This is a genomic window from Bacillus sp. ATD, assembly GCF_050585765.1.
GTDB classification, from domain to species: Bacteria; Bacillota; Bacilli; order Bacillales; family Bacillaceae; genus Bacillus; species Bacillus stercoris.
Window position 1 is genome coordinate 1 of the sequence record NZ_JBOBQH010000017.1, and the last position, 15342, is coordinate 15342.

16 protein-coding genes, 1 tRNA gene, 1 other RNA gene and 1 other annotated feature are annotated in these 15342 nt (G+C 41.8%); of the genes, 5 read left to right on the plus strand and 13 right to left on the minus strand.

Translation table 11 applies throughout. From position 1 onward, the window contains the following. Positions 1-153 precede the first annotated feature (153 nt). The 7 genes from bofA to tadA all read right to left on the minus strand — a co-directional run bounded on the left by bofA (position 154) and on the right by tadA (position 4337). Positions 154-417, minus strand: a complete 264-nt coding sequence (gene bofA / locus ACQXR1_RS21910; RefSeq protein ID WP_040081093.1) for a sigma-K factor-processing regulator BofA — start codon at positions 415-417, stop codon at positions 154-156. A gap of 66 nt (positions 418-483) precedes the next feature. Continuing rightward, positions 484-708, minus strand: a complete 225-nt coding sequence (locus ACQXR1_RS21915) for a YaaL family protein (protein WP_014112283.1) — start codon at positions 706-708, stop codon at positions 484-486. 17 nt (positions 709-725) lie between these two features. After that, positions 726-1322: a recombination protein RecR gene (gene recR / locus ACQXR1_RS21920; protein WP_003225425.1), complete on the minus strand. Its 597-nt coding sequence runs from the start codon at positions 1320-1322 to the stop codon at positions 726-728. Between the two features lie 14 nt (positions 1323-1336). Continuing rightward, positions 1337-1660, minus strand: a complete 324-nt coding sequence (locus ACQXR1_RS21925) for a YbaB/EbfC family nucleoid-associated protein (RefSeq protein ID WP_071582187.1) — start codon at positions 1658-1660, stop codon at positions 1337-1339. Between the two features lie 23 nt (positions 1661-1683). Then, complete coding sequence (dnaX, locus tag ACQXR1_RS21930; RefSeq protein WP_430772862.1) at positions 1684-3375, minus strand: DNA polymerase III subunit gamma/tau; 1692 nt, start codon at positions 3373-3375, stop codon at positions 1684-1686. A 129-nt stretch (positions 3376-3504) separates the two neighbouring features. Next, an RNA gene (gene ffs, locus ACQXR1_RS21935) (signal recognition particle sRNA large type) lies at positions 3505-3769 on the minus strand. A gap of 82 nt (positions 3770-3851) precedes the next feature. Beyond that, positions 3852-4337, minus strand: a complete 486-nt coding sequence (tadA, locus tag ACQXR1_RS21940; protein ID WP_071582186.1) for a tRNA adenosine(34) deaminase TadA — start codon at positions 4335-4337, stop codon at positions 3852-3854. Between the two features lie 85 nt (positions 4338-4422). On the opposite strand from tadA, the gene ACQXR1_RS21945 reads away from it, so the two are divergent. The 4 genes from ACQXR1_RS21945 to dck all read left to right on the plus strand — a co-directional run bounded on the left by ACQXR1_RS21945 (position 4423) and on the right by dck (position 7693). Then, positions 4423-4968 carry an isochorismatase family cysteine hydrolase gene (locus ACQXR1_RS21945; protein WP_304593087.1) on the plus strand — a complete coding sequence of 182 codons (546 nt, stop codon included), beginning with the start codon at positions 4423-4425 and terminating at the stop codon, positions 4966-4968. 63 nt (positions 4969-5031) lie between these two features. Continuing rightward, positions 5032-6321, plus strand: coding sequence for a LysM peptidoglycan-binding domain-containing protein (locus ACQXR1_RS21950; protein ID WP_430772865.1), 1290 nt, complete (start codon positions 5032-5034; stop codon positions 6319-6321). A 98-nt stretch (positions 6322-6419) separates the two neighbouring features. Then, the gene (gene dgk, locus ACQXR1_RS21955; protein ID WP_304593088.1) at positions 6420-7043 is read left to right on the plus strand and encodes a deoxyguanosine kinase; all 624 of its coding nucleotides are present in this window, start codon (positions 6420-6422) and stop codon (positions 7041-7043) included. Further along, entirely contained in the window at positions 7040-7693 is a 654-nt protein-coding gene (gene dck / locus ACQXR1_RS21960; RefSeq protein ID WP_430772863.1) for a deoxyadenosine/deoxycytidine kinase, read from the plus strand. Before dgk ends, dck begins: the two co-directional genes overlap by 4 nt. Positions 7694-7804: 111 nt before the next feature. On the opposite strand, the gene ACQXR1_RS21965 is transcribed toward dck, so the two are convergent. The 6 genes from ACQXR1_RS21965 to guaB all read right to left on the minus strand — a co-directional run bounded on the left by ACQXR1_RS21965 (position 7805) and on the right by guaB (position 14271). Next, positions 7805-7897, minus strand: a tRNA-Ser gene (locus tag ACQXR1_RS21965). 134 nt (positions 7898-8031) lie between these two features. Beyond that, positions 8032-9309, minus strand: coding sequence for a serine--tRNA ligase (gene serS, locus ACQXR1_RS21970; RefSeq protein WP_014662462.1), 1278 nt, complete (start codon positions 9307-9309; stop codon positions 8032-8034). Positions 9310-9362: 53 nt separating this feature from the next. Further along, positions 9363-9575: a binding site (T-box leader), on the minus strand. A gap of 52 nt (positions 9576-9627) precedes the next feature. After that, entirely contained in the window at positions 9628-10218 is a 591-nt protein-coding gene (gene pdxT / locus ACQXR1_RS21975) for a pyridoxal 5'-phosphate synthase glutaminase subunit PdxT (protein WP_069840452.1), read from the minus strand. A 21-nt stretch (positions 10219-10239) separates the two neighbouring features. Next, entirely contained in the window at positions 10240-11124 is an 885-nt protein-coding gene (pdxS, locus tag ACQXR1_RS21980) for a pyridoxal 5'-phosphate synthase lyase subunit PdxS (RefSeq protein ID WP_003247145.1), read from the minus strand. A 196-nt stretch (positions 11125-11320) separates the two neighbouring features. After that, positions 11321-12652 (minus strand): D-alanyl-D-alanine carboxypeptidase, encoded by a 1332-nt coding sequence (dacA, locus tag ACQXR1_RS21985; protein WP_040081107.1) that lies wholly within the window; start codon positions 12650-12652, stop codon positions 11321-11323. A 152-nt stretch (positions 12653-12804) separates the two neighbouring features. Next, a complete protein-coding gene (gene guaB, locus ACQXR1_RS21990; RefSeq protein ID WP_003226803.1) occupies positions 12805-14271 on the minus strand; it encodes an IMP dehydrogenase in 1467 nt (488 codons plus the stop codon). 120 nt (positions 14272-14391) lie between these two features. Between guaB and ACQXR1_RS21995 the strand changes: the two genes are divergently transcribed. After that, the gene (locus tag ACQXR1_RS21995; protein ID WP_430772864.1) at positions 14392-15339 is read left to right on the plus strand and encodes a YaaC family protein; all 948 of its coding nucleotides are present in this window, start codon (positions 14392-14394) and stop codon (positions 15337-15339) included. Positions 15340-15342: the final 3 nt, after the last annotated feature.

The following is a 15342-nucleotide window of genomic DNA, read 5'->3' on the forward strand; positions in this document are numbered from 1 at the left end:
ATCCACCGCTCTTTAAGCGACTTTATTATCATAACATTTATCGTCACTACTGTCAACAACTTTTTATTATTTCCTTTTCGAAAAAGCTGTTCGTCATCAGCGACGTATATTAGAATAACACCTTTACTTATCGAAGTCAATATATAATATCAATTAAATTATAAATTGCTTAATGACAACTAACGCAGCTATTCCCGGTATTCCTAAAATCCCGCTGATAGCTGTTGTGGCTAGATTAATCGGCACATGAATGCCAAGACTGCCGCCAAACATATTTACACAAACCAGCAGCAAAGCACCCGCTACAAATTTAACAGCTGTGATGCCAATCCACTTTAAAGGCTTCGCAGCTGAACCTGATAAAAAAAGAAGAATAACCAGTCCCAAAATAACTCCAACAATAAAAATAGGCTCCATGAATCTTCTCATCTCCTTCGCTTGTTCTAGTACAAGCTTATGAGAAGATCCAGGAGTTTAGACCACTTACTTCCACCGGCTGATTTTTAAATTTCGCTGCTTCGCTTCCCTTAAGTAAAAAAAATACTTCGCTTCAGCTACTTTCAGTTCGTATAACACTTCAGCAGACGGTTCTAAGCTTTTTTCGACCAGCTTCTTCTGCCTGTTCCACTCTTCCTTTTGCTTAAAAAGCTGCTCGATTAGTTTTTCATCAAACTCTCTTCTCAATGTTTTCTTGCGAAGAAAACCCATGGATCGCTTTTTCCTCCTTACAATTCACGTCTTCCTTCAAGTGCTTTAGAAAGAGTGACCTCATCAGCATATTCCAAATCACCGCCGACGGGCAGTCCGTGGGCAATACGGGAGAGCTTAATACCAGACGGCTTGAGGAGCCTTGATATATACATCGCCGTTGCTTCCCCTTCTATATTAGGGTTTGTCGCGAGAATCACTTCTGTCACTTGATCATCCTGTAATCGTTTTAACAATTCTGGTATTTTAATATCCTCCGGTCCGATGCCGTCCATTGGAGAAATAGCGCCGTGAAGAACGTGATACTGTCCATTGTATTCCTTCATTTTCTCCATAGCGATAACATCCTTAGGGTCTTGCACAACACAGATAACAGATTTATCCCTGCGCGTATCTTCACATATATAGCAAGGGTCCTGATCTGTAATATGCCCGCAAACTGAACAATATGTCAGATTGCGTTTCGCATTTACTAATGCTTTCGCAAAATCTAATACCACATCTTCTTTCATACCTAGAACAAAAAAAGCCAGACGAACCGCTGTTTTCGGTCCGATCCCTGGCAATTTCATAAAGCTGTCTATCAGCTTTGATATTGGTTCAGGATATTGCATGTTCTTTTATCCCCCTAGAATAAACCTGGCATGTTCATTCCTTTTGTAAATTGACCCATTGTTTCGTTTGTGATTTCGTCAACTTTTTTCAAAGCTTCATTCGTTGCAGCAAGCACTAAATCTTGAAGCATATCAATATCTTCCGGATCAACGACTTCTTCTTTGATGATAACATCCAGGATTTCTTTTTGGCCGTTTGCTTTTACTGTTACCATACCGCCGCCTGCAGATCCTTCAACAACCTTTTCTGCAAGCTCTTCTTGAGCCTTCGCCATGTCCTTTTGCATTTTTTGCATTTGTTTCATCATTTTTTGCATATTACCCATTCCGCCACGCATAGCATTCACTCTCTTTCATTTTGTTAGTCTTTTATTTCAATTAAATCCGCTCCGACAAGCTTTTTCGCTTCGGCAATAAGCGGGTCTTCTTCAGCCGGTTCATTTGATCCTTCATTTTCCTGCTGATGATCTTCTAAAAATTCTTCTCTTATTTTACCCCATTGTGCTTCTGGAACGCCAATCAAATCCATTCTTTTTCCGAGCATCGATTCTAAAATCTGCTCAAGATTAGTTCGGACTCCGTTGTTATCCTCAGCGACCATTTTACAATGAATTTCATATTTGAATTTCAGGACAAATGCCGCGGAGGCGGCAGCCACAGGTTCACTGTCATTCAGCAAAGCGGCATGTGATACTTTGTTTTGCTGTTTGAGATGTGCAAGAAGCTTGCCCCAGCTGTTTCTAAGCAGATCAAGATCAGGTCTTGTGGCTTCTTTCAAAATTTCATGGATTCTGCCTACTGGCGCTTTGTAATTGGATTTCCCGCCCTTTGGCACACGCGGCGTTTCTTTTTTGGGGCTTTCCGCAGCCGCTTTTATGCCCGTTGTTTTAAGCCGCTCTACTTCCTGTTCAAGTTGCTGAATTTTTTTCATCAGCATGTCCACTTCCGGGAGGTCAGCAGCAGATTGATGTGAGGTTTGGCAAATCTTCACCACGGCCACTTCGAAAAAGATACGCGGATGATTTGTCCATTTCATTTCCTGATGGCTCTTGTTCAGAATATCAATCATTTCATATATGGCCTGAGCCGGAATTTGTTCACTTAGTACCCGGAACGTTTCATCGACTTTTACTTTTTCAAGCACTCCCTCTAAGCCAGGAGCTGTTTTATACAGCAGCATATCCCTGAAATAGAAAATCATATCTTCTATCAGATTAGCTGGATCTTTCCCTTGCTGCAGCAATTCATTTAATGTTTCCAGTGCGTCAGAAACATTTTTATCATGCAAGGATTGCGCAAGCTTCCCGATATACAATTGAGAAACAGCACCCGTAATCAAAAGCGCATCCTCGACTTTCAGGACATCACCGCTGAATGATACGGCCTGATCAAGAAGGCTCAGGGCATCCCTCATCCCTCCGTCCGCAACACTCGCAATAATATCCAGCGATCCTTCCTCCACTTGCAGCTGTTCGGCATCAACAATTTTATTCATGCGCCCTACAATCGCTTGGGAGGTAATTCGTTTAAAGTCAAAACGCTGACATCTGGAGATAATGGTTAAAGGAATTTTGTGCGGTTCAGTTGTTGCTAGAATGAAAATACAATGTTCCGGCGGCTCTTCTAATGTTTTTAGTAATGCATTAAAGGCGCCGATAGAAAGCATATGCACCTCATCTATGATATATACCTTATACGTGACAGCCGATGGGGCAAACTTCACTTTATCGCGAATATCACGAATCTCATCAACACCGTTATTAGAAGCGGCATCAATTTCTATGACATCGGATATCGACCCGTTTGTTATCCCTTTACAGGCCGCACATTCGTTGCATGGCTCATCAACAGGAGCATGTTCACAGTTAACAGCCTTGGCAAATATTTTGGCTGCACTGGTTTTTCCGGTTCCTCTAGGCCCGGAAAACAGATAGGCGTGAGAAAACTTTTTTTGCAAAAGGGCATTTTGCAGCGTTTTTGTAATGTGTTCTTGTCCGACCACATCTTCAAAGCGCTGAGGCCTGAATACTCGATATAAAGCTTGGTAACTCACGGGTTTGCCCTCCTCCGTTATTCATCATTCCCATTATACATGAACCTTGTTTCGATTCCAAAAGCTCTTTTTACATAACAAAAGACTCACCTAATCTTAGGTGAGTCTGAAAATTTGATGATTGATTTACCGTGCACCTTCTGTCGATTCGCTACCCTAAGCGTTACTTAAGCAGTTAGCTCGGCCCAGGCAACCCTGCGGCACATGAGAGGTTTCACTTAATGCTGCTTCCTTCCGGACCTGACATGGTTCATGAATTCCCATTGCGCAGGACCCAAGCGTCAACACCACTTACTTAAGGCAGGCCTTAAAGTAAACGAACCTCGAGAAGGGATTCGGCCCTGCTAGAGCGGATTGCAGGTACAGGGCACCGCTACCTCCCCGCTTAGCACGGCAAAATAAATATCAAATTTTATGTTGCATCTATTACGATGCACACTTAAGTATATCTGTTTCCCCTAAAAATTGCAACCGTACTATTCAGACAAGTTTTTCCTGGCAGCTTTCTTCTTTTTTCTTAGTTCTCTGAAAAACGCACTGAGCATTCCGCCGCATTCTTCCTCAAGCACACCGCTCACCACTTCAGCCTGATGATTAAAGCGTTCCTCCTGAAGAAGATTCATTAACGTACCTGAACAACCTCCTTTCGGATCGAATGCGCCAAATACCACTTTTTCCACTCGTGAAAGCACAACGGCACCAGCACACATCGGACAAGGCTCGAGCGTCACATAAAGAGTCGCCCCTTCCAGCCGCCATGTTCCCAATGCCTTACACGCTTCATCAATCACGAGCATTTCTGCATGAGCGATCGATCGCTGCTCCGTCTCTCTTAAATTATGTGCACGCGCTATAATTTCATCATTAACGACAAGCACCGCGCCTATTGGCACTTCACCTTTCTCTCCAGCCTTTTTCGCTTCTTTAATTGCTTCTTTCATATAAAGTTCATCTTGTTTCATTAGAATAAGCTCTCTTTTCAAAGTTTTTTCATTGCCTAAAAAGGCTACATATTAACTATAACTGAAACGGAAAGGAGACTGTCGATTGTCCAAAGCAGACACAGCCCTTCTCATTGTAGACATGATCAATAATTTTGAATTCGATATGGGAGAAACCCTCGCTAAAAAAACAGAAAAAATCGTTCCTCATATTTTATCATTAAAGGAGCACGCGAGACAAAATGAATGGCCGATTATTTACATCAACGATCATTATGGACTATGGCAAGCTGATATTAAAAATATTCAGCAAGAATGTACAAATGAAAAAAGCAAGGATATCATCACAAAGATAGCTCCGGAAGATGCTGATTATTTTTTAATCAAACCTAAACATTCCGCTTTTTACGAAACTGCACTTCATACTCTTCTTACTGAATTGCAGGTGAGACAAATCATCATAACAGGTATAGCCGGAAATATATGTGTGCTGTTTACCGCTAATGACGCTTACATGAGGGAATACAGCATCACAATTCCTAAGGACTGCATCGCCTCAAACAGTGACGAGGATAATGAATTCGCCTTGACTATGATGGAGAATGTTCTTTTCGCAGAAATTACGACGGAAAAACAAATTACAGAAAAATAAACATGAACAGCGCTTTTCTTTCATACATTGATAGCGATATGAAAGGAGGCGTTTTTCATTCAAATTTATGTAGTAAAACAAGGCGACACTCTTTCTGCTATCGCTTCACAACACAGAACAACCGTAAGTGAGATCGCAGAAACGAATGAAATACCGAATCCCGACAGCCTTGTTGTCGGACAAACCATCGTCATTCCAATTGCCGGCCAGTTCTATGATGTGAAGCGAGGTGATACCCTGACATCCATCGCCCGGCAGTTCAATACAACAGCAGCCGAGCTCGCCAGGGTTAACCGCATCCAATTAAATACCGTGCTTCAGATTGGTTTCCGTTTATACATCCCTCCAGCTCCTAAACGGGATATCGAATCAAATGCTTATTTGGAGCCACGCGGAAATCAAGTCAGCGAAAATCTCCAGCAGGCGGCCAGAGAAGCGTCGCCCTACTTAACGTACTTGGGTGCATTCAGTTTCCAGGCACAGCGTAACGGAACATTAGTCGCACCGCCTTTAACGAATTTAAGGAGCATTACAGAAAGTCAAAATACAACATTGATGATGATTATAACGAACTTAGAAAACCAGGCATTTAGCGATGAGCTCGGACGGATCCTTTTGAACGACGAAACTGTAAAAAGAAGGCTTCTAAATGAAATAGTCGAGAACGCCAGAAGGTATGGCTTCCGTGACATTCATTTCGACTTTGAATATTTGCGGCCCGAGGATAGAGAAGCCTATAATCAATTTCTGCGCGAAGCGAGGGATCTTTTCCATCGAGAAGGCTTAGGAATTTCCACGGCTCTAGCTCCTAAAACAAGTGCAACACAGCAGGGCAGATGGTATGAAGCTCATGATTACAGGGCACATGGCGAAATTGTCGACTTTGTTGTTCTCATGACATATGAATGGGGCTATAGCGGCGGGCCGGCTCAAGCAGTTTCTCCAATTGGGCCTGTCCGGGATGTCATAGAATATGCTTTGACTGAAATGCCAGCGAACAAAATCGTCATGGGCCAGAATTTATATGGATATGACTGGACACTGCCATATAAAGCAGGGGGAACTCCAGCAAAAGCAGTAAGCCCCCAGCAAGCCATTGTCATAGCTGATCAGAACAATGCTTCCATTCAGTATGACCAAACCGCTCAAGCTCCTTTCTTCCGCTATACTGGTGCAGAAAACAGAAGGCATGAGGTATGGTTTGAGGATGCCCGCTCAATCCAAGCAAAATTCAATCTGATTAAAGAACTGAATTTAAGAGGCATCAGCTATTGGAAGCTGGGTCTTTCCTTCCCACAAAACTGGCTGCTGCTGTCTGATCAATTTAATGTTGTCAAATTGACGTTTCGATAAATTGGAAACGTCTTTTTTTCATGGGGGCACCCAAGGGTTGTGATACAATATGAAGGTCGGTAACTGACGCACGTTTTTCAGATATAAGGAGGATTCCGATGAATACAGCGCCTTTTATTGCAATAGAAGGTCCTATCGGGGCAGGAAAAACAACCCTCGCAACGATGCTCTCACAAGAGTTCGGATTCCCTATGATCAATGAGATTGTAGAGGATAACCCGTACCTTGATAAGTTTTATGACAATATAGAGGAATGGAGCTTCCAGCTCGAGATGTTTTTTCTTTGTCACAGATACAAACAGCTTGAAGACACCAGTGATCACTTTTTAAAAAAGGGACAGCCTGTGATAGCTGATTATCATATTTATAAAAATGTGATTTTTGCGGAACGCACCCTGTCTCAACATCAGCTGGAAAAGTACAAAAAGATCTATCACCTGCTAACGGATGATCTGCCGAAGCCGAATTTCATCATTTACATAAAGGCCAGTCTGCCTACATTGCTACACCGCATTGAAAAACGCGGGCGTCCCTTTGAGAAAAAAATTGAAACAAGCTATTTGGAGCAGCTGATTTCAGATTATGAAGTCGCCATCAAGCAGCTGCAGGAAGCAGATCCTGACCTTACAGTGATAACCGTAGATGGCGATTCAAAGGATTTCGTTTTGAATAAGAGCGACTTTGAACGCATTGCCGCCCATGTAAAGGAGCTTATCGTATGAAGGAACATCATATCCCTAAGAATTCAATTATTACAGTAGCAGGAACAGTAGGTGTAGGAAAATCGACTTTAACCAAAACTTTAGCTAAACGGCTTGGATTTAAAACATCTTTGGAGGAAGTCGATCATAATCCATACTTGGAAAAGTTCTATCATGATTTTGAACGTTGGAGCTTTCACCTTCAAATTTATTTCTTAGCTGAACGCTTCAAAGAACAGAAAACGATTTTTGAAACCGGCGGAGGATTTGTACAGGATCGTTCGATTTATGAAGATACAGGGATTTTCGCAAAAATGCATGCAGATAAAGGGACAATGTCAAAGGTTGATTATAAGACTTACACAAGCCTTTTCGAAGCAATGGTAATGACCCCGTATTTCCCGCACCCAGATGTGTTGATCTATTTAGAAGGAGATCTGGAGAATATTTTAAACCGGATTGAACAACGCGGCCGTGAGATGGAGCTTCAGACTAGCCGATCTTATTGGGAAGAAATGCATACACGCTATGAAAACTGGATAAGCGGTTTTAACGCCTGCCCTGTTTTAAAACTTCGCATTGAAGATTATGATCTGCTGAACGACGAAAACTCGATTGAAAATATTGTAGATCAAATTGCTTCAGTTATTCATGATAATCAAAAAAAGTGAATCTCAGTCGAGATTCACTTTTTCATTATAATAAAAAATCCGTCGCACCGAATGCAACGGACAAAACAATCTCCAATATATGCTTGTGTTTCATTAGAATTAAAATCAATATGGCGGAGGAAGAGGGATTCGAACCCCCGCGGGCTTTGACACCCCTGTCGGTTTTCAAGACCGATCCCTTCAGCCGGACTTGGGTATTCCTCCGTATCGACAAGACTTACTATATCATGTATGTTCTCATGTGGTCAAGCATTTTTAAAAACTTTTTTTGTTTTTATGAAAATGTCGTGTTTTTATAAGCAAAAAGGCGCACCTTGTTAGGCACGCCTTTAATTCATTTATGGTTTCATTACTTCTCTATTCCCCATATAAGGACGAAGCACCTTCGGAATCACAACGCTTCCGTCTTCCTGCTGATAATTTTCTAAGATAGCGGCAACTGTTCTTCCAACCGCCAGTCCTGAACCGTTCAGTGTGTGTACATGCTCAGGCTTGCCTTTCGCTTCACGTCTAAAACGAATGTTCGCACGTCTTGCCTGGAACGCTTCGAAGTTACTGCAAGAAGAGATTTCTCGGTATGTGTCTTGGCTCGGAATCCAAACTTCGATATCGTATTTTTTCGCAGCCGTAAAGCCCAAGTCACCCGTACACATGCTCATGACGCGGTATGGAAGCTCAAGCAGCTGAAGAACCCGTTCTGCTTGGTTTGTAAGCTTCTCTAATTCCTCATAGGAATCCTCAGGCTTCACAAACTTCACAAGCTCAACTTTATTAAATTGGTGCTGACGAATTAATCCGCGTGTGTCACGTCCTGCTGAACCTGCTTCAGAACGGAAGCAAGCACTGAATGCCGCGTAATTGATCGGCAGGCTGTCACCTGAAAGGATTTCATCGCGATGCATGTTTGTAATCGGCACTTCTGCAGTCGGAATTAAGAAGTAATCTTCCTCCCTGATTTTAAATGCATCCTCTTCAAATTTAGGAAGCTGCCCCGTTCCCGTCATGCTCGCACGGTTTACCATATATGGCGGGATCACTTCAGTATAGTTATACTCATCCACATGCAGATCAAGCATAAAGTTATAAAGCGCGCGCTCCAAACGAGCACCTAACCCTTTATAGAATACGAAACGGCTTCCTGTTACTTTGGCAGCACGTTCGAAATCCAGAATACCCAGCTCATCCGCAATATCCCAGTGCGGCTTTGGCTCGTAAGCAAATGAAGGTTTTTCACCCCATTTACGCACTTCTATGTTGTCGTCTTCTGTTTCACCGACAGGTACAGACTCATGCGGAATATTCGGGATGGAAAGAAGAATTGTATCAAGCTCAGCTTCCACTGTTCTTAATTCTTCATCAAGTTTTTTAATTTCTTCGCCGACTTCACGCATTTCTTTAATAATGTGGTCCGCGTCTTTTTTCTCACGTTTCAGCACAGCAACCTGCTGAGACACTTCATTCCGTTTTCCTTTTAACTCTTCAACCTTGCCGATAAGCTCTCTTCGTCTGTCATCTAACGCCTCAAACTTATCAAAATCAGTTAAGTCTTCGCCTTTGTGAACAAGCTTCGCTTTAATCTCTTGAAAATTTGCTCTCAGCATTTTCGTATCAAGCATGCGAAACACTCCTTTTATTAATTTGTCGAAAATAAAAAGAGCCCTCATCCCCATAAAGGGACGAGAGCTCTCGCGTTGCCACCCTGATTGAAAACAAATCAATGACTCGTTTTCCACTTTCACACATAACGGTTATCCCGTAAATGCCTACTTGTTTCAGCATTTCGCTCAAGGATGGATTCAGACAGCATCTTTCACCGATTCGCACCAACCATCGGCTCTCTTAGAAAGAGAGGCTCCCTACTAGTTCCTATCAACGCTTTTCGATCTTTATTTGTGCTTATAATGTACTATAAGTTTCCACAGCTTTCAACTGTTTTATACAAGTGCCTTCTGTTTGTATTCCTCAACCATTTGAACAAACAGTTGTGTCACTCGGTGATCTTCCGTCAGTTCCGGATGGAATGAGCAGCCAAGGAATTGCCCCTGTTTCGCGGCTACAATACGGCCATTATGCTCCGATAGAACTTCAACATTTTCACCAGCTTCTAAAATATGCGGCGCACGGATGAATACCCCAGTAAAAGGCTCATCCAAGCCTTTAATTGTTAAATCCGCTTCAAAGCTGTCAACCTGCCGGCCAAATGAATTGCGTTCTACAACCACATTCAAAAGGCCTAAATGAGGATTATCTGAACCAGCAATTTCTTTTGCTAATATAATTAATCCGGCACATGTTCCAAACATCGGCTTACCCTGAGCAGCGAATTCACGAAGCGGGTCCATGAATTGATACGTATCGATCAAACGGCGCATCGTCGTGCTCTCACCGCCCGGCAAAATCAACCCGTCAATTTCGTTCAGCTGCTCCGGACGTTTTACGACAAGACCAGCGGCTCCGCATGCTTCAATCGCATGGATGTGCTCTCTAACTGCTCCTTGAAGTCCTAGTACACCTATTGTTAACATGTCAGCAGCACTCCTATATTCTTACCAGCCGCGTTCTTGCATACGCTGTTCTGGAAGTAAGTTTGAGATTTCAATCCCTTTCATTGCAGTACCGAGCTCTTTTGACAGCTCAGCGATCAATTTGTAATCAGTGAAGTGAGTTGTTGCTTCCACAATTGCTTTCGCAAATTTAGCAGGGTTATCTGATTTGAAAATACCAGAACCAACAAATACTCCATCAGCACCAAGCTGCATCATGAGAGCAGCATCAGCTGGAGTTGCAACGCCGCCAGCGGCAAAGTTAACGACAGGAAGCTTGCCGTCTTTTTTAATTTGAAGAAGAAGCTCGTAAGGAGCACCTAAGTTTTTCGCTTCTGTCATAAGTTCATCCTCACTCATCGCAACTACTTTGCGTACTTGAGCGTTAACTTTGCGCATATGGCGAACAGCCTCAACAATATTACCCGTTCCAGGCTCACCTTTAGTACGAAGCATAGAAGCGCCTTCCGCAATACGGCGTGTTGCTTCACCAAGATCACGGCAGCCACAAACAAAAGGAACTGTGTATTCATTTTTATTTAAATGAAATTCTTCGTCAGCCGGAGTCAGAACTTCACTTTCATCAATATAGTCAACACCCATAGCTTCAAGCACACGCGCTTCAACAATATGACCGATACGCGCTTTTGCCATTACCGGGATAGATACTGCATTCATTACTTCTTCCACGATTGTAGGGTCAGCCATACGGGCAACTCCTCCAGCCGCACGAATATCAGCCGGCACACGTTCTAGCGCCATTACAGCGACAGCTCCAGCTTCTTCAGCAATTTTCGCTTGTTCCGCATTAATGACGTCCATGATGACGCCGCCTTTTTGCATTTCTGCCATTCCGCGTTTTACACGTTCAGTACCTGTTTGAGCCATTTCTTGGTCCCCCTAATCAAGGTATAGTTATATGATTTCTAATCCTTATTGTATCCTAGAAATCCAATATTTCATATGGATATATATTATTTTATTCGGTTTTTGGCGCTTTGAAAATCATTTTTTATTAAAAATTGGGTTTTTTCAGTATATTAAGCGAAAGAGCCCTAACATCCATCAGAGCTCTTTCAATTGATTAAAACCAGCCGGTTACCGTATCAACAATACTTCCCCAAATGCCGGCGAAAAATCCGCCGATACTGCGCATTGTCAGAACAAACCAGTTTGCTTTTTCTACATTTTCTTTTGTCACAAGGTCTACGCCAGCCAGATCGCTGTTAAGGAATCCGTAGTCCTTTTCATCACCTGTGTATTCCGCAGTCAGCTTCCCAACCTTGGTTCCTTTTTTCACAGGAGCAGTTAAGTTGTCTTTATTCAATGTGACCTTCGCTTTGTAATTCTTTTCTTCACCATTTTTGACAGGAAGAGAGAACGCCTTGTTTGTCACAATGCCTACTTCTTTCTCTTTACCCTTATCAACTGAAATTGTTTTATGGCCTTTTACTTGATCGCCTTTAGCATAAATTTCTTTCATGGAGAAATTGTCGAAAGCATAATCAAACATTTTTTTCGTTTCATCGAAACGGCCTGTATGAAGGTTGCCCTTTGCGTTTAATACAACAGTGATGACACGCATACCGTTGCGTTCAGCTGTTCCTGTAAAGCATGAACCTGCAGAGTCAGTAGAACCTGTTTTCAGTCCGTCTACAGTCGCTTTTTTATACTCGCTGACAAGCCCCTTCAGCATAAAGTTCCAGTTCGGCATGTCCATTTCATCATCGGTGCCTTCTCTGAATTTCGTTTTGGCGATACTGGAAGTCTCCAGAATCTCAGGGTAGTCAGTAATTAAGTGATCCGCAAGAATCGCCATATCCTTTGCAGAAACTTCACTCTCTTCATTTACGCTTGTCCCCTCAGGCTGATGCCCGTGAAGGTCTTTATTCTCAAGACCTGTTGCATTAACAAATTTGTAATCTGTTAAGCCTAGTTCTTTTGCTTTTGCATTCATTTTTTCAACAAACTTAGTTTCAGAACCGGCAACGATTTCTGCAATCGCAATAGCAGCAGCATTTGCAGAATAAATTGCTGTAGCTTGATATAATTCTTTTACTGTGTATTTCCCGTCTTTCCGAAGAGGAACGTTTGATAAGCTGTTATCTTGGGAAATTTCATACACATAGTCATCAGGCGTATAGGTTTGGTCCCATTTCACTTTACCTTGATCAATTGCTTCTAATAACAGATATTCTGTCATCATTTTTGTCATACTCGCAATTGGCAGTCTCTTATCTGCATTTTTACTGTACAGAATTTTACCTGAAGAAGCTTCGATCATAATAGCAGCAGATGCATTGATATCAATTGGATCGCTGGCTGCTTTTGCTTTTGACATTGGAGCCAGACACGTGACAGCTAGGGTTAACACAACCAATGACATCAGTAGCTGTTTACATTTCTTGATGTTCAATCGTACGACCTCCGTATTTCATTTTCTTCATCTATAATTAAGCCGTTAAGGACATTTTCAATGCACAACAGTATAAATTTTATCATAATCAGTATAAAAAAAATAGACAGAGTCAGAGACCCTGTCAAATGTTTTTAATTTGTAACAATTTATTATGAAATTGTATAGTTAGGTGATTCTTTTGTAATCTGTACGTCATGCGGATGGCTTTCGCGAAGTCCTGCTCCAGTCATGCGAATGAACTGAGCTTCTTCTCTTAGCGCACGAAGATCTTTAGATCCGCAATATCCCATACCGGAACGAAGGCCTCCAACTAGCTGATAAACAGTTTCTTCAACTGGTCCTTTGTAAGGTGTGCGTCCTTCAATTCCTTCAGGCACAAATTTTTTGTTTTCTTCTTGGAAGTAACGGTCCTTACTTCCTTTTTCCATTGCAGCAACTGATCCCATTCCGCGGTATACTTTAAATCTTCTGCCTTGGTAGATTTCAGTTTCGCCTGGGCTTTCCGATGTGCCTGCAAGCAAGCTTCCGAGCATAACAGCATGTCCGCCGGCTGCCAACGCTTTAGTGATATCGCCAGAGAATTTAATCCCGCCGTCAGCGATGATTGTTTTGCCGTGTTTTCTTGCTTCAGTCGCACAATCATAAATTGCTGTAATTTGCGGAACACCGACACCAGCTACAACACGTGTAGTACAAATTGAACCAGGTCCGATTCCAACTTTGACAACGTCTGCTCCAGCCTCGATAAGCGCTCTTGTTGCTTCAGCAGTTGCCACGTTACCAGCGATAATATTTAATTCAGGATACGTTTCACGGATTTTTGTGACTGTGTTTAAAACGCCTTGAGAATGTCCGTGAGCTGTATCGATAACAATCACATCAACATTGGCTTCAACAAGCTTTTTGACGCGAGTCATTGTATCACCAGTTACGCCAACTGCCGCACCAACGATCAGACGGCCGTGAATGTCTTTAGATGAGTTCGGGAACTCAATGACTTTTTCAATATCTTTAATTGTGATAAGACCTTTTAATTTGTTCTGGTCATCTACGAGAGGAAGCTTTTCAATTTTATGTTTCTGCAAAATCTTTTCAGCTTCATCCAGAGTAGTTCCTACAGATGCAGTAACAAGCTCTTCTTTTGTCATGACATCGCTGATTTTCATTGAGTAGTCAGAAATAAAGCGAAGGTCACGGTTTGTAATAATTCCAACAAGCTTCTGGTCTTCTTCGTTATTTACAATCGGAACACCGGAAATTCTGTATTTCCCCATCAAATGCTCCGCATCAAATACTTGGTGATCAGGAGTTAAAAAGAAGGGATTTGTGATAACGCCGCGCTCAGAACGCTTTACTTTATCAACTTGTTCAGCCTGCTGTTCAATGGACATATTTTTGTGAATGATGCCCAAGCCGCCCTGTCTTGCCATTGCAATTGCCATTGCTGATTCTGTTACAGTGTCCATACCTGCGCTGATGACAGGAATATTTAGCTTTAACGTTTTTGTAAGTTCTACAGATAAATCCACATCACGCGGAAGTACCTCGGATTTTGCTGGCACAAGCAGCACATCGTCGAACGTTAAGCCTTCTTTTGAAAATTTACTTTCCCACATTAGTAAATCCCCCTCTTTTCGGCAAAATATTATATGTAGATTATCAACTAGCCAAGAGCATGTCAAGGAAGCGAGAAAGAGTTGAAATATTTAGATAACGGAAAGGATTAAGAAATACACATGACATATCATGAGTGGAAAGACTTAGCGCTATTTTACTCCGTTGAATCAACCCAGAAATTTCTAGAAAAGGTTTATGTCTCAAACGGTATTGATGATGCGAAAAAAAACTCTTTTAAAAACAGTGAACGGTTTATTTATTTCTTAAAGCATGCCGAATCGTTTTATAAACAAGCTGCATATTCCCCATTAGAAATCAAACCGATCCTTTTATTTTATGGAATGGCACAACTTATCAAAGCATGTCTAATAACACGTGATCCCCATTATCCAAGCCATACATCAGTACTGGCACATGGCGTAACAACAAGAAAACGAAAGAAACAAAATTATTGTTTTAGCGACGATGAAGTGAAAATACAACGGAACGGGCTATGCGTACATTTTATGAAACATTTATTCGGACAATCAGATGTAGTAGATGAACGGTATACCATGAAAAAATTGTTAATGGGGATTCCAGAACTAAGTGATATTTTCTACTTTCAGCAGAAAGAACATTTTATGACAAAAGTTGAGAAGGATAAGAACAAAATATTTGTACCAGAGGAAGTAGTCATCGACTATAAAATGTCTGATTCAAGGTTTGCTGAATATATGTCCCACCATTTTCAATGGTCTTTCGCAAAGAAAAATGAACACGGGCTGCTGTTTGAAATTTCACCGCAAGACAAGGAGCCATGGACGTCGACCAGCTTATTGTTTGACAAGGAAAAGAACCAATATTACATCCCTTCTCAAAGGGAGCAATTTCTGAGACTTCCCGAAATGACAATTCATTATTTAATTTTGTACAACGTTGGGATGATTGCAAGGTATGAAACAGAATGGTGGTATGAGTTATTGACACAGCATATAAGTGACGACTACGTGTTAATCCAGCAGTTTTTATTAGTAACAGAAAAGAAATTCCCTAAATACGCTTCACAGTTTCTTCTTCATTCTTAACAA

Excerpts from the sequence above, each read along its gene's own strand:
- dck (WP_430772863.1), top strand. The coding sequence starts at position 7,040 with ATGAAGGAACATCATATCCCTAAGAATTCAATTATTACAGTAGCAGGA.
- pdxT (WP_069840452.1), bottom strand. The coding sequence starts at position 10,218 with ATGTTAACAATAGGTGTACTAGGACTTCAAGGAGCAGTTAGAGAGCAC.
- ACQXR1_RS21915 (WP_014112283.1), bottom strand. The coding sequence starts at position 708 with ATGGGTTTTCTTCGCAAGAAAACATTGAGAAGAGAGTTTGATGAAAAA.
- serS (WP_014662462.1), bottom strand. The coding sequence starts at position 9,309 with ATGCTTGATACGAAAATGCTGAGAGCAAATTTTCAAGAGATTAAAGCG.
- guaB (WP_003226803.1), bottom strand. The coding sequence starts at position 14,271 with ATGTGGGAAAGTAAATTTTCAAAAGAAGGCTTAACGTTCGACGATGTG.
- ACQXR1_RS21925 (WP_071582187.1), bottom strand. The coding sequence starts at position 1,660 with ATGCGTGGCGGAATGGGTAATATGCAAAAAATGATGAAACAAATGCAA.
- recR (WP_003225425.1), bottom strand. The coding sequence starts at position 1,322 with ATGCAATATCCTGAACCAATATCAAAGCTGATAGACAGCTTTATGAAA.
- tadA (WP_071582186.1), bottom strand. The coding sequence starts at position 4,337 with ATGAAACAAGATGAACTTTATATGAAAGAAGCAATTAAAGAAGCGAAA.
- pdxS (WP_003247145.1), bottom strand. The coding sequence starts at position 11,124 with ATGGCTCAAACAGGTACTGAACGTGTAAAACGCGGAATGGCAGAAATG.
- bofA (WP_040081093.1), bottom strand. The coding sequence starts at position 417 with ATGGAGCCTATTTTTATTGTTGGAGTTATTTTGGGACTGGTTATTCTT.
- dgk (WP_304593088.1), top strand. The coding sequence starts at position 6,420 with ATGAATACAGCGCCTTTTATTGCAATAGAAGGTCCTATCGGGGCAGGA.
- ACQXR1_RS21995 (WP_430772864.1), top strand. The coding sequence starts at position 14,392 with ATGACATATCATGAGTGGAAAGACTTAGCGCTATTTTACTCCGTTGAA.